The organism is Gammaproteobacteria bacterium, assembly GCA_030949385.1.
Classification (GTDB): domain Bacteria; phylum Pseudomonadota; class Gammaproteobacteria; order JAUZRS01; family JAUZRS01; genus JAUZRS01.
In genome coordinates, this window is the sequence record JAUZSP010000003.1 from 146,267 (window position 1) to 160,809 (window position 14,543).

The window sequence follows — 14,543 nt, forward strand, 5'->3', positions numbered from 1 at the left end:
AGCCTCCCAACCTTCGGGAGGCTTTCCGTTCAATGAGGCTGTGCCAAACCTACGCTTTGTTTTGCTGCAACAACGCCTGCTCCAGTTCTGTAACGCGCTGCTCCAAATTATCCAGTTTCAAGCGGGTGCGCTCAAGCAAGGCACTTTGCACTGCAAACTCCTCACCGCTGACCAAATCCATGCGCGCAAACACCGCCTGCACATTGGCGCGCATATTTCGCTCCACATCTTCTTTTAAAACACCGGCTCCGCTGGGCAGCAGATCACTCAGTTTTGAGCCAAGCTGGTCCAAAATACGTGGGTCAATCACAATTTATCTCCTCTTTAATCAATGACGGGAAGTTTACCCCAATCCTCTTAATTCCTCTGATCTGTTTTGCGCCAAAACAGTGCGTTGCAACGGTGCAAAAGAGCAATAAATCGAGTCAACACAGTGCGTAACAACCGACTCACCTAAAAAAAACACAGTTAAGCCATTGTTTATATTGAATAATAAACATAGGCACAATAAATGCTTATATACTCGCGCTGTCTTTTAACCCCTACAAAAATAGTGAGAGTACGTATGAAACTGTTACACACCCCCTGATCCTTTCTGCCTTGGTTTTGTCCGCCATCGCCACCCCCGCTGCCGCTGAAGTGAGCGCCAACTTTGGTGCCACCTCCAACTACATTTGGCGCGGTGTCAGCCTCAGTAACGAAGGCCCCGCCATTTACGGTGGTCTTGATTTCAGCCATGACAGCGGTATCTACGCCGGTTTATGGCAATCCAGCGAAGGCGGCACTGGCAGTGCTGAAACCGACCTCTATGCCGGTTACAGTACTGAGTTTAGTGGCGTTAGTATCGACGTAGGTGCTATTGCCTATGCTTACCCACAAAATGATGCGGCCAACTTTAATGAACTGTATGCCAGTGTCGGTTTTGGCCCCGTCTCTGCCTCTGTGGCCAACGACTCTGAAAACAAAACCACTTATTTTACCCTCAGCGGTGAATTTGCCGGTATCAGCGCCACCTTTGGCAGCGCGGCTTTTGATGGAGGAACAGGTGATTACACTCACTTTGATCTGAGCTACAGCCCTGCCGACAGCCTGACCTTAGGTCTGAGCAAAAACGATATGGACGGCGAAAACCCACGTCTGTATGTCAGCTACGGCATCGACTTTGAAGTGAAATAATGGATAAGAGGGAGAGTATACTCCCTCTTTTTTTAGCACCGAAGAGGATACACACTGATGAAATTAGTTACTGCGATTATCAAGCCTTTCAAACTCGATGATGTGCGTGAAGCACTCTCAGAGATTGGTGTGAAAGGCGTAACCGTTACGGAAGTCAAAGGGTTTGGTCGTCAAAAAGGCCACACCGAACTCTACCGTGGCGCTGAATACGTGGTGGATTTTTTACCCAAAGTCCGCATTGAAGCTGCCGTAGAAGCATCTCAAGTGGATCAAGTGATCGAAGCCATCCGTGCTGCGGCCAACTCCGGCAAAATCGGTGATGGCAAAATCTTCGTCCAACCCCTTGAACGGGTTGTGCGCATTCGTACCGGTGAATCAGGTCCTGAAGCCCTATAGGAGAGCGATTGTGGAAGCTGTTAAAGAGTTAAGTTACGCCCTAGATACATTCTATTTTTTAATGTCCGGCGCTCTCGTGATGTGGATGGCGGCGGGTTTTGCTATGCTGGAAGCGGGTCTGGTTCGTTCCAAAAATACCGCTGAAATTTTGACCAAAAACATCTCTCTGTTTGCCATTTCGTGCATCATGTACCTGCTGGTCGGTTACCAAATCATGTACGGCGGCGGCACCGAAGGCGGCATTTTCCCCAGCTTCGGCTCTCTGATCGGCGCAGAAAACACCGCTGCTCAGGTTACTGCCGGTGGCGATGATGCCCCTTATTATTCCAAAATGTCCGATTTCTTCTTCCAAGTGGTGTTTGTCGCCACCGCCATGTCGATTGTCTCCGGTGCCGTTGCTGAGCGGATGAAACTGTGGGCCTTCCTGCTGTTCGCCGTGGTTTTCACCGGCTTTATTTATCCTGTTGAAGGCTACTGGAAATGGGGCGGTGGTTTCTTGCAAGAAGCGGGCTTCCAAGATTTTGCCGGTTCTGGTGTGGTTCACATGGCCGGTGCCGCCGCTGCTCTGGCAGGCGTTATCTTGCTTGGTGCGCGTAAAGGCAAATACGGCAAAGACGGTTCCATCAACGCCATTCCTGGTGCCAACTTACCTATGGCCACCTTAGGCACCTTTATCCTTTGGTTGGGCTGGTTCGGTTTCAATGGCGGTTCTCAACTGCAACTCTCTACCGTTGACAACGCCAACGCCGTGGCGCTGATTTTCGTCAACACCAATATGGCCGCTGCCGGTGGTGTGGTTGCCGCTCTGCTGACCGCGCAACTGCTGTTTGGCAAAGCAGATCTGACCATGGCACTCAACGGCGCTCTGGCCGGTCTGGTGGCGATCACCGCTGAACCTCTAACCCCTGCTCCGCTGACCGCCACCCTGATCGGTGCGGTGGGTGGCATTATCGTAGTCTTCTCCATTATCAGCTTGGACAAACTCAAGCTGGACGATCCTGTCGGTGCCATCTCGGTGCATGGCGTAGTCGGTATTTGGGGCTTGCTAGCAGTGCCTATGACCAACAGCGATGCCAACCTCAGTGCCCAACTGCTGGGCATTGGTGCCATCTTCGCGTGGGTCTTTATCGCCAGCTTCATCGTCTGGATGCTGCTCAAAATGGTGATGGGTATTCGGGTCAGCGAAGAAGAAGAACACAACGGTGTTGATCTCTCTGAGTGTGGCCTAGAAGCCTATCCTGAGTTCACCAAAGGCTCTTAAATGAGTCAGCGTTAAGATCCAAGCTGCTGTGAAAACAGTCAGTATATTAAGGGCAGGTTTATCCTGCCCTTTTTTATGCTTGCAAAAAAGCACTCATCCACTCTAAAGTAAGCCATACTACTCCTCTGTTACGGAACATAAAATGAACAAGCCTCATGCTCTTCTCAGCACAGCCGCCTGCCTTGTCCTGCTGCAAAACAACGCTCAGGCTGAAGTAAAAATAGCCACTTTGCACAATGTACAACACAATACAAACAACATCAGCTTTACCGTCAGCAGCAACGGTTGCACCCAAAGCAAAGATTTCGAGCTGCTGATCGACTCCAGCAACAACAGCCTAACGATACTGAGACTGCGCCGCGACATGTGCCGCCGCCGCCCCTTTAGCCAAAAAATCACTCTGCCCTTACACAGCCCAATGCCAAACTTAAAAATCACCAACCCATTCAGCCAAGCACCGTTACAAGCGTTTCCTTTCCCCATGCCGAATAAAGAACGGATACCCCAACGTTAAGAGCAACTTATATGAAAAAATCCCGTTTGATCAGCCTGTTCTTCGCTCTGCTCATACCCGCAAGCGGTCAAGCCGCCACCTGTTTGTGGGTTTCATCCTACGCACCAAATTACGAGTGGAATGACGGCATCGGGCGTGCTCTCCACAGCGGCCTAGCGGGTCAATGCGACCTGCTGGAGTTTCATCTGGACACCAAACGCAATCGCTCCAGCGAATTTGCTCAAGCCCAAGCAAAAAAAGCACTGGCCTACATCCAACAAACAAAACCCGATCTGATCATCGCCTCTGACGACAACGCCTCCAAATACTTGGTCAAACCCTATCTCAAAGACGGCTCCATTCCGGTGGTTTTTTGTGGCATTAACTGGAGTGTTAAGGAGTATGGCTACCCTTATAAAAACGCCACCGGCATGATCGAAGTGGCACCGGTACAGCCGCTGATCAACGAAGCCAAAAAGGTGTTACAAAACCCGAAAAAAGCGCTCTATCTAACCTCAGATGTCAAATCCTCTCGCAAAGATTTCAAGCAGTTTGCCCGTCTGTTTTCTCTCGCTGGCATCCAATTAAAGGGCCGCTTTGCTGAAACGATGCAAGAGTGGAAAAGAGGCTTTAAAGACGCCCAGAATTACGATTTTATTATTATCGGCAGCAACGGTGGCATTAACGACTGGCAGCGAGACAGCGTGCTCAGCTTCGTGCAACAGCAGAGCACAAAATTCAGTCTGGCCTTCCACAACTGGATGGCACCCTTTGCGATGGTAACCTTCAATAAAATTGCCGAAGAACAGGGGGAATGGGCTGCCACAGTGGCCATTGAAATTTTAAACGGGGCTGATCCACAGCAGATCCCCATCTCTCCCAATCGACGCTGGAAAATTTACGCCAACCCACAACTGTTGGCGAAAAATGATTACCAACTCAGTCCGCGCACCCAGCGCAACGCCATCAACATTACACCGGAAACCCATGCCGACTAAACCTTCACAGCGTCTTTTAATCATTTTACTGCTCGGCCTCAGCGCCTGGAGTAACAGCAGCCAAGCCGCCCGCTGTTTTTGGGTCTCTTCTTACGCGCCCGGTTATGAGTGGAACGACGGCATTGAAATGGGCATTCGTGACACCTTAGCAGGAAAATGTGAGCTGAAAATATTTTACATGGACACCAAACGCCACCCCTCAGCAGAGTTTGGTCGCCAACAAGCCCGCAAAGCGCACGCGCAAATTCGTGCTTACAAACCAGACGTCATTATTGCCTCCGATGATAACGCCTCACGTTATTTGATTCGCCCTTACTACCGCAATGTCAAAACACCGGTGGTGTTTTGTGGCCTCAATTGGAGCGTGAAGGAGTACGGCTACCCCTATAAAAACGCCACCGGCATGGTGGAGTTTTCTCCTATAGCACCTCTACTCAAAGAGGTGAATTACATTTTAGGCCGACCAAAAAAAGCGCTTTATCTCAGCTCCGATGTAAAAACAGAACGCAAAGAGTATCAACACTACAAGACATTTTTTGCGGCCAAAAAAATTCAACTGGATGGCCATTTTTCCCAAACTCTAAGCAGTTGGAAAAAGGGCTTTTTAAACGCACAGCAGTATGATTTTGTTTTTATCGGTAATAACGGTGGCATCAATGATTGGGACAAAAAACAGGCAATGGAATTTGCCCAACAACAAAGCACAAAACTCAGCATCACCAACAACCTCTGGATGTCGCCTTACAGTATGCTGGCCTTTGTAAAAATCCCCCAAGAACAAGGCGAATGGGCAGCCACCGTGGCTTTGGAGATCATCAGCGGCATCAAACCCAGTGAAATCCCCATATCCCCGAATCGAAAATGGAATATTTACCTTAATCCAGTCTTACTTAAAAAGGCCAAAATCAATCTACGCCAAGAGACCTTGCATAAGGCGATTAAAGTAACTCACTGATGAGACTCTCAGAAAAATTTCCACTGCCGCTTCAAATTGCCTGGTTACTCGGCACCCTCATTACGGCCATCTTAATGAACCAAGCATGGCACTACATCAAACAACAAGAAACCCTACAGCTGCAACGTCAATCACAACTGATTGCCAATGAAATTGCCGCCAGCCTCGATACGCTCAGCAACGCCGTTGCCAACACCGTCACCCTGTTCAATACCACCGATTATGTCTACGCCGATGACTTTCGTCTGTTTGTTAAAAATATTACCCAGAAAAAATTCATTCGCACCTTTAGTTATTTACCTAAAGTCATTCAAAGTGAAAAATACGCCTTCGAATCCAAACAACAACACGATTTTGGCTACTTTGATTTTATGATTAAAAATTATCTCACCTCAACGCCCATAAACACCTCACCTTCACACTATTTTCCCCTGCTGTACATTGAACCTTATACGGTCAGAAACTCACGTCTATTGGGTAAAGATCTGCTCAGCCTAATCAACTTAAACAACAGCATTGACAACGCAATAAAAAGCAATCAAACCGTATTTACCCCCGCGATAAAACAGTTGGATGGCAAACACTACCCTCTGGTTTTAAAAGCCATTTATCGGGGACGTGATACTCCGCCAGATCAGAGCAGCCGTCAAACACGCATCAATGGTCTGATCGCAGCCAGCTTTGATCCGCAACATCTATTCAGTCACTCATTAGCAAAAAACATCGCCTTACAACTTTCCATTCACAATAACAGCAGCAGTAGCGATGAAATACGCCTGCTCTCCATCCCCTTTTCCATCCCACGCAACACTCATTTTATCCAGACCACTCTCGCTCTTAGAACCCATCTGCCCAGCTCTCAATACAACATCACTCTGCTGTTGAACAAACGGCTTATCTGGCGCGACATTAACAGTTGGCCCTTCTGGATCGCTCTTATCAGTGGTCTACTCGGCTGCCTACTGCTACACACTTTGGTTGCTTTCAGCTTAAAAAATCATCTCGAATTAAAGCGGCGCAATCAAGAGATCAAACAACAAGTCAATCAACAGACCCACAAACTGACACTGCTCTATCAACAGGCTCAACGCACTCAACAAGAATTACAACAGGCCAAAGAGGGAGCTGAAAAAGCCAACCGTTTAAAAAGCGAGTTTCTCGCTAATATGAGCCATGAAATCCGCACCCCTATGAACGGCATCTTAGGTATGACCGATTTGGCACTCGACACCCCGCTCAACAATCAACAAAAAGAGTATCTCGACACCGTCAAATCATCGGCTCAATCGCTGCTCTCACTGTTAAACAACATTCTGGATCTGTCCAAAATTGAAGCCGGTAAAATGAAACTGGATCACAGTGTTTTTGCCCTGCGATACAGCATGACAGAGACCCTAAAACCGTTTATCCCTCTCAGCCAAAAGAAAACGTTACAGCTCACAATGCACATTGGCGAGCAGGTACCCGACACTCTGCGTGGTGACCCCACTCGTTTACGGCAAATCATCATTAACTTAATCAACAACGCGCTAAAATTTACCGCCCAAGGTGAAGTTCATCTCAGTATCGAATTAGCCTCAACAACAGATGATCAGCACTCAAACAACACAACCGTGCGCCTGCATTTTTGCATCCACGACAGTGGCATCGGCATTAGCGCAGCACAACAACACCTTATCTTCGGCTCTTTTTCACAAGCCGATGGCTCCACCACTCGACGTTATGGCGGCACCGGTCTCGGTCTGAGCATCTGTCGTAAATTACTCAAGTTGATGCAGGGTAAAATTTGGCTAAAGAGCCAATTGGGACAAGGTTCAGAGTTCCACTTCGAACTGAACTTTGAAACCGTCGATCAACTGCCAATCAAAGAGTACAACACTCAAGAAATTCAAGTACCTAACGACCTTAAATTAAATATTTTATTGGCTGAAGATACGGACATTAATCAAAAAGTAGCCACTCGTATCCTGTGCAAACAGGGGCATAAAGTCACCATAGCCGAAAATGGCCAACAGGCCATTCAACTTTGGAAAAAGGGCGACTTTGATCTGATCTTAATGGACATGCAGATGCCGATTATCGATGGTCTGGAAGCCACCCAAAGCATTCGAGCAGCGGAACATGATCAGCACATCCCCATTTTAGCCATGACCGCCAACGCCATGCAGGGCGATGAAGAACGCTGCTTAGCAGCGGGCATGGACGGTTACATCAGCAAACCGGTCAGCGCTAAAAAGCTGCTGGATATGGTTAGCATTTATTACTGTTACCAAGCGGAGCAAAAAAAACCACAATAGGCTCACGGGGTTTCACTGGGCTTTTGCGCCAAAATATCATCAGAATCACTGACCAGACGCAGATGCAGAGAACTGGACTTGTAACCGTAACCCTCACGACCGTTACTGAACAGAACCCCCCAAGCATAAACCTTATAATCCTGATAACTGTTTTTGCTCCAGTACCCTTCGGGCAGCGTATTGACAAAAAAGAACCCGTTCACCATCGGCTTAGACTGAGCCTTGTCTTTTTCAACCAGCGACTTTAATTCCGCTCGGCTTGGCACACGCCAATTAACTCGCCCGCAGATTTTGGAGCCATTCAAACTGTTTTGATACGCCAAAGTGTCGCACTCGCTCTGACTGCACTCACCGCCATTTTTACGTCCTTGCTCACGTTCTTTACCCGCCACGTCAGGATCAAACCAACTGTAGGTGTTGTCTTTGTGCTGCAAACCCACCTCGGTACTCTTGGTTTCCCAAATCAAACCACTGCGCTGATCCAAGACACAGCTCCAAGACGCAGACTCTACCGGCAAGATGTCACCTTGCGGATCCAACTTACGATAATAGCGGCTGCCCGCCAGACCCTCTGAATCAATCAAGACCGTCTTATTCTGATTCTGATCCAGATCCTTACCTGCATCATCCTTATTACCACAGGCAGGCAACATCAGTAAGCCCACTACCAACACCACTCCTTTGCCAATCACACCACACATAGCAGCCTCCTGATGCTCCATTCCTTGCTTTCCTTTAGCAGACAATACGGATTGATAAACCCGCCAAAAATTTCTAATAGCCTGTCCGCCTTTCATATTAGAGCTAAAAAAGACGGCCTCACAGCCGTTGAACATAGCTCAAACATACACTTTAACCACCTATTTTTTTATCAACGGGCAGAAAAAATTATTATCTCTACCTCGGCCTAAATCCATCCCAACTGACGAATGGCCAACAAACAGACACCACTGGCATGATTCCCTAAAGCAAAGCATTCCAAAGGAACATACACTGAGCCAATCAATCTAATCGCGGCTGCTATTGAGCAACATCACCCCTGTTTTTGAGCGTATATAAGGTAAAGTTAGAGGGAATAAAGTGGCTAAAATTGCTCTATACTGTCAGAAAATTGTGATACTTAAAGCGCTATTCTCCCACCTGAATAGACAGATATTACGGTTATTGGCATTAAGCGCTTCACGGAAGAGCGATCAGAGCAGCTCAGTCAACACCGTTCTTAAGACAGTAGACGACTATAAAAATGGAATGCGGAACTATGACAGCAACATCTTCAGAGAGTGCAAGTAAACACGGTTCTCGGCAATGGGCCAACAACCTATTCATACGCGCTGTTTTTCTCTCGATTAACTTCTTTTTAATCATCACCGCCTATTACCAACTCAAGCCAGCCAGTCGCTCGCTGTTCATCGAATACTTGGGCGCAGAAAAACTACCCTACGTCTGGATCGCTACGGCGGTGATTCTCACTCTGATACTCAGCGTCTATCACTTGGTGGTTAAAAACTACAGTCGTTTTCACATCGTAATCGGCTCCTGCACTCTGTTTATCGTCATTTTGCTGCTGTTCCGTATCATGATGTCGGAACCCGATGCCATTTTGGCTGCCAGCCTGCACATCTTTGCCGATATTTTCAGCGTCGTTTTAGTCGAACAATTTTGGAGTTTGGCCAACAGCCTCTACACCAGCAAAGAGGGCAAACGCTGGTATGGCATCGTAGGGGCAGGAGGCGTTGCAGGGGGCATGGTCGGCAGCGGCATCGCCAGTCTCACCATCAGCCACACACCACTGGAAACCCCAGACCTATTACTGGTCGCTGCGGGCATCATCTCGCTGCTGGTGTTGCTCACCATCGCCATGCGTCGTTTAGGCCTCTACGGTGAACAAGACAGCTCTCACGACAAACAGAAGCCGCAAGGCAGCTGGCGCGTCTTGACCAACAGCCGCTACCTCACCTTGATTGCCATCGTCGCGCTGTTGGGGCAACTGGCTGCCACCATCGTCGATTACCAGTTTATGAACAGCGTGCAAGATGCCTTCCAGGAACGAGATCCACGCACCGTCTTCATAGCCAACTTCTTCTTTATTCTCAGCGCCATTTCACTGCTGATCAATTTGGTTATCAGCCCACTGATTTATCACTACCTGGGGGTCGTAGCGGGCCTGCTTGCCCAACCACTGATGCTGTTCACCACCTCGGCACTGTTTATGTCCAACGGTGGCTTGATGTTCGGTGCGGCGATGAAACTCAGTGATCGCGCTCTGGCCTACTCCATCTCGCGCACCTCGAAAGAGCTGCTTTATGTGCCTCTCAGCCCCGTCTTGATCTATCAGGCCAAGGCCTGGATCGACATGCTGGGGTATCGAGTATTTAAAGTTTTGGGGTCAGTGCTGATTTTAGCGCTGACCGATTGGGGCTTTTTAAGCCTCTCCGTGCCCGAGTTAAGCTGGTTAACCCTCAGCATCTGCCTTGCTTGGCTGGTGGGAGCCGCACTGCTGCACATCGGCTATCGCTGGCGAGCAGCGTCTGAATTATAATATTTTTTTAGCCGACAACGGCTCAAACCCTACACATATGAAATGATGGAGTCTCAATGATACGTCAACGCCTACTGCTCTTTGGCATTGCCCTCTGCGCAAGCTACGCCCCTTTGGCTACTGCGGCACCCAGCAACTCGGAAATCGACGCCAGACACGTCGCTCGCAGTTGGATTCAAGAGATGAAAAAAGCCCGCAAAGGGCCCTTTCGTCGCATCCGCTGGTACTGCAACGACGGCACCATTCTGCCCCCCAAACCCTTTGCTTGTCGCAAACACGGTGGCGGAGTTCAACACGGAGAATGGAACAAACGCACCCTCGCCTTGCGGGGCGAAGGTTATTACATTGCCAACGTCTTAGCCGATCTGGATGTGGAAAAATTTCCTGAGCGCAAAGATGCCTTACCGCTGCTCAAGTCCATTTTGGTCGAACAGTTTCTGCGTGAAGCCGATGACGGCTGGATCTTCCGTCGTGCGCGTTTCTACCGTGGCGCTCTGCAAGCCGAAGATGAATCAGGACGCAGTCTTGAGCTGCTGAATACATTATTAGGCATCCCCATCTGGCGCCACGAACGTTTTATCCTGTTGCGCGAAGCGGTACGTCTGCTGCCTTACATGGGGCAATCCCCTCTGATCACTCAGGTTCGTCAAATGTCCTCCAATTTGGCCGCCGAAGATCGGGGTTTCACCCTATTAAGAAATAAAATTCATGCTAAACCCGACAGTGGCGACGCCACTCGAGTGCGCAACTACCAACAACAAAAAGCCCCAAAAGACCTGCATGAAGATTACAACGATCTGGTTGCGGTACTGGACGAACTCTATCAACCGGGCGGTTTTACCACCCAGCTGGACAATTTGGCCAAAATGGTCAAAGACAGTGCAGTAAAGGCTGCTCTGAAAGCCTCAGCCAAACAACTGGAAGGGGTGAATGACCCCATTGAACAGCTTAAACTGGGTGGCTGGCTAATGCTCATGATCCGCGAAACCATGGATTTGATGGGCAGCACCAAGGCGATGTACAACTCCTTGCAAACCAGCCGTGTGCTGGAGCAAAAAGTCTATGTCGCAGGTAACGTACTGTTGGAGAATTTATCCAAAAGCAACCGCAGCCAACGTCTCAAATGGATGGATCATTCACTGGCCGCACTCTACGGTTCAGGTATGCTCTCTAAGCGGCAGTGGGCAGCCGCACGCGCCAGCTTGTCACGCTTACAAAAGAAAAACCTGCCGCTTGATGTTTACAAAAAAGAGCTGGATTACTTACAAAATGTGCCTGCTTGGGTTGCTCAAGGGCTTGGTTTTCACTTTAACGACGTCGTTTCACACCTCGCCGACATCGAACCTCTGGCCTACCACTACACCCAAGATCGGATGCGCGGCAGTCCCCTGCTGTTTTTCGCAGAAGTACTCGATACTTTGGTCAAAGACCTCAATCAACTGGCCGGTCTAAAACACACCTTCTTCGGTAAAACTTTAGGTGTTGGTTTGCAACGCCTCAATCCGGGTCTGGCTCGTGGCACCTTGCGCATCAAAGCCCATGAGAATATGAGTAAATTCCAACGGGACAGCATCTACCTTCTGCCCGTCACCACGCCAGATCTGCCTCCGGTAGCGGGCGTACTGACCCAAGGCGCGGGCAACTCTCTGTCTCATGTTCAGTTGCTGGCGCGTAATTTAGGCATCCCTAATATCGTTGTCGATGACTATCTAATCCGTGAACTGGAGAAAGAAGACGGCAAAAAAGTGGTCTTAGCTGCCAGCGCCGGTGGCGTGGTCAACTTGGTCGAAGATGGTCCAGAATGGGACAAAATCTTTGGCGGCGAAGACGTTACCGAAGATGTGGTCATTCGCCCTGATCTGGAAAAATTGGATCTGGAGAAAAAAGAGCTGATTCTGCTCAGTGAATTGCGCGCCACCGATGCCGGTCGCACCGTCGGCCCCAAAGCCGCTAACTTAGGCGAACTGAAACACTTCTTCCCCGAAACCGTCACCGAAGGTCTGGTGATTCCTTTTGGTATTTTCCGAGATCTATTAGATCAACCCACTCGAGAGGGTGGTAACACGGTCTTCCAGACGTTGCAGTTCCAATACAACCTCATCAACGCCACCAGCAACGATGTGGATGTACGCCTAACACAGAGCCGAGACCTGCTTACGTGGTTGCGCAACTGGATCAAAACTTCCGATCCAGGCCAGCAGTTCCGCGACAAACTCAAAATAGGAATGGAACAGGCCTTTGGCAAAGAGGGCAGCTACGGTGTTTTTGTCCGCAGTGATACCAATGTGGAAGATCTACCTGGTTTTACCGGTGCCGGTCTTAACTTAACCGTGCCCAACGTGGTCGGTTTTGACAACATCTACGATGCCATTTTACGGGTCTGGGCATCCCCATTCACCGAACGCGCCTACTCTTGGCGGCAGGCGTACATGACGGAACCAGAACACGTTTATCCCTCCATTTTGCTGCTGCGCAGCGTGGATGCAGACAAATCTGGCGTCATGGTCACGCAGGACTTGGACACCGGTGATCGCAACACCCTCTCAGTCTCCATCAACGAAGGCGTGGGTGGCGCTGTGGATGGCCAAGGCTCTGAACAGCTGCGTATCAATACCAAAACAGCCGATGTGACCCTCATCGCTCAAGCCAGTGAACCCATGCGGCGTAAAATATCGGCTACTGGCGGCGTCATTAAGGTTCCTGCCAGCGGCACCTCTGAAGTATTGAAAGAGCTCGAAGTAGAACAGTTAATCGCCTTATCCAAAGACGTTGAAAAACGCTTCACCAAAATCCGAGATGCCGATGGCAACCCCACCGCAGCGGACATCGAATTTGGCTTTTTGGATGGTAAATTGGTACTGTTCCAAATCCGTCCTTTTGTACAGAGCAAAAAAGCCAAGTTCAGCAAGTACCTCAACGAGCTGGATAAATCCTTGGCCGATCTATCCTCCATTACCGTCAATCTCAACGAAATTCCAAGGAACGCTCAATGAACACATTGAAACGTTTAAGTTACGCACTGCCCCTGCTGGCACTGTCACAAACCAGTTGGAGCTACCCCTTTGATCAAGCCGCATCCGACTACAGCCAGATTCAACGGCTGGAAGCCTCACGTTTAGGTCAAGAGAAGAAGATCCCAGCTGGCATCTTGCCCAGTGGCGCTTTTCTTGGTCTTGAGGAGATAAAAAGCCGCCTGCTGGAAAAACAAGAGTTACAGATCCCATCTGCGGATAAAGCGTTCAGCAAAGCGATTGAAAAATTTCTCGGCAAAGAAGCCGAAGACTACGGCGTTGCGGTACTGGATCTGAGCGACATTGACAACCCACTCTACGCTGAACATCAAGCCAGCAAACTGTTTAACCCAGGTAGTGTGGGTAAGTTGTCCGTTGCCATTGCCCTCTTTCAGGCACTAAAAGACACCTACCCAGATGACGTAAAAGCACGCGAGAAAATCTTACGCGATACACAAATCATCGCCGATCGCTTTATTATCCACGATCACCACAAAGTCCCCATCTGGAACAGTGAAAGCCAAAAACGCCGCTGGCGCGCCCTCAAAATTGGCGACACCACCAATTTGTGGGGATATCTGGATTGGATGCTCTCTGCCAGCTCCAATGCGGCGGCCAGCATGGTGCTCAAGCAGGCGATGTTGATCAAACACTACGGCACTCAATACCCTGTCTCTGTTGCTGAAGAGAAACGTTTTTTCAAAGAAACACCAGTGAAAGAGCGCATGGCACTGCTGGAGACGGTACTGCATGAATCCATTAGCCGCAGTGGTTTAAAATTAAAAGCCTTTCGACAGGGTGGCTTCTTTACCCGTCACGGCAAAGCCCGTGTGCCAGGCACATCAAGCCAAGCCAGCCCACGAGAGATGGTTAAATTTCTGCTGTTTCTAGAGCAAGGAAAAATCGTCGATGCTTTCTCCAGCCAAGAGATCAAACGCCTGCTCTACATTACCCGTAAGCGCATCCGTTACGCCTCTCACCCAGCCCTGAAAAAATCTGCGGTCTATTTCAAATCCGGTTCGTATTACAAATGCATCCCTGAAGAAGGTTTTAAGTGCGGCAAATACATGGGCAACAAACTCAACTGGATGAACTCTGTGATTACGGTTGAATCTCCCGGCAACGCCAAGAAAAAACGCCCTCCGACTCACTACATGGTCACCGTGATGTCCAATGTGAAACGCAAAAACTCAGCGGTGGCGCACCAAACCTTGGCGATGAGAATTCATCGTCTGATTGAAAGCTACCATCAGGACAAACTGGCAGAATTTAAACAGAGTGAGTAGCTCAACTCACCTTCCCCTCAAACCGTAAGCCAAAAAAAGCCTCAATCAATGAGGCTTTTTTCATGTCTACCTACCTAGTCTTAGTTCCCATGCTCCTGCGTGGGAACTCATACAATGGTGAGAATAACCTG

The 14,543-nt window shown here is 49.1% G+C and carries 12 protein-coding genes; 10 read left to right on the forward strand and 2 right to left on the reverse strand.

Translation table 11 applies throughout. From position 1 onward, the window contains the following. Positions 1 to 49: 49 nt before the first annotated feature. A complete protein-coding gene (locus Q9O24_04385) occupies positions 50 to 310 on the reverse strand; it encodes an accessory factor UbiK family protein (GenBank protein ID MDQ7074388.1) in 261 nt (86 codons plus the stop codon). Positions 311 to 600: 290 nt separating this feature from the next. Between Q9O24_04385 and Q9O24_04390 the strand changes: the two genes are divergently transcribed. From Q9O24_04390 to Q9O24_04420, 7 genes are all read left to right on the forward strand, one after another. Continuing rightward, entirely contained in the window at positions 601 to 1,176 is a 576-nt protein-coding gene (locus Q9O24_04390; protein ID MDQ7074389.1) for a TorF family putative porin, read from the forward strand. 57 nt (positions 1,177 to 1,233) lie between these two features. Beyond that, positions 1,234 to 1,572 (forward strand): P-II family nitrogen regulator, encoded by a 339-nt coding sequence (locus Q9O24_04395; GenBank protein ID MDQ7074390.1) that lies wholly within the window; start codon positions 1,234 to 1,236, stop codon positions 1,570 to 1,572. A gap of 10 nt (positions 1,573 to 1,582) precedes the next feature. Then, the gene (locus Q9O24_04400; protein ID MDQ7074391.1) at positions 1,583 to 2,833 is read left to right on the forward strand and encodes an ammonium transporter; all 1,251 of its coding nucleotides are present in this window, start codon (positions 1,583 to 1,585) and stop codon (positions 2,831 to 2,833) included. 142 nt (positions 2,834 to 2,975) lie between these two features. Beyond that, entirely contained in the window at positions 2,976 to 3,347 is a 372-nt protein-coding gene (locus Q9O24_04405) for a hypothetical protein (GenBank protein MDQ7074392.1), read from the forward strand. Between the two features lie 11 nt (positions 3,348 to 3,358). Next, on the forward strand, positions 3,359 to 4,324 hold the full coding sequence (locus tag Q9O24_04410) for an ABC transporter substrate binding protein (protein MDQ7074393.1): 966 nt from the start codon (positions 3,359 to 3,361) through the stop codon (positions 4,322 to 4,324). Further along, a complete protein-coding gene (locus tag Q9O24_04415) occupies positions 4,314 to 5,279 on the forward strand; it encodes a hypothetical protein (protein MDQ7074394.1) in 966 nt (321 codons plus the stop codon). Before Q9O24_04410 ends, Q9O24_04415 begins: the two co-directional genes overlap by 11 nt. Next, complete coding sequence (locus tag Q9O24_04420; protein ID MDQ7074395.1) at positions 5,279 to 7,576, forward strand: ATP-binding protein; 2,298 nt, start codon at positions 5,279 to 5,281, stop codon at positions 7,574 to 7,576. Before Q9O24_04415 ends, Q9O24_04420 begins: the two co-directional genes overlap by 1 nt. 2 nt (positions 7,577 to 7,578) lie before the next feature. On the opposite strand, the gene Q9O24_04425 is transcribed toward Q9O24_04420, so the two are convergent. Further along, positions 7,579 to 8,298 (reverse strand): DUF1566 domain-containing protein, encoded by a 720-nt coding sequence (locus tag Q9O24_04425; protein MDQ7074396.1) that lies wholly within the window; start codon positions 8,296 to 8,298, stop codon positions 7,579 to 7,581. 536 nt (positions 8,299 to 8,834) lie between these two features. On the opposite strand from Q9O24_04425, the gene Q9O24_04430 reads away from it, so the two are divergent. The 3 genes from Q9O24_04430 to Q9O24_04440 are packed head-to-tail and all read left to right on the forward strand — an operon-like array spanning position 8,835 to position 14,412. Continuing rightward, positions 8,835 to 10,115, forward strand: a complete 1,281-nt coding sequence (locus Q9O24_04430) for an Npt1/Npt2 family nucleotide transporter (protein ID MDQ7074397.1) — start codon at positions 8,835 to 8,837, stop codon at positions 10,113 to 10,115. 56 nt (positions 10,116 to 10,171) lie between these two features. Beyond that, positions 10,172 to 13,108, forward strand: a complete 2,937-nt coding sequence (locus Q9O24_04435; protein ID MDQ7074398.1) for a PEP/pyruvate-binding domain-containing protein — start codon at positions 10,172 to 10,174, stop codon at positions 13,106 to 13,108. Further along, positions 13,105 to 14,412 (forward strand): serine hydrolase, encoded by a 1,308-nt coding sequence (locus Q9O24_04440; GenBank protein ID MDQ7074399.1) that lies wholly within the window; start codon positions 13,105 to 13,107, stop codon positions 14,410 to 14,412. The genes Q9O24_04435 and Q9O24_04440 overlap by 4 nt, the downstream gene beginning before the upstream one ends. Positions 14,413 to 14,543: the final 131 nt, after the last annotated feature.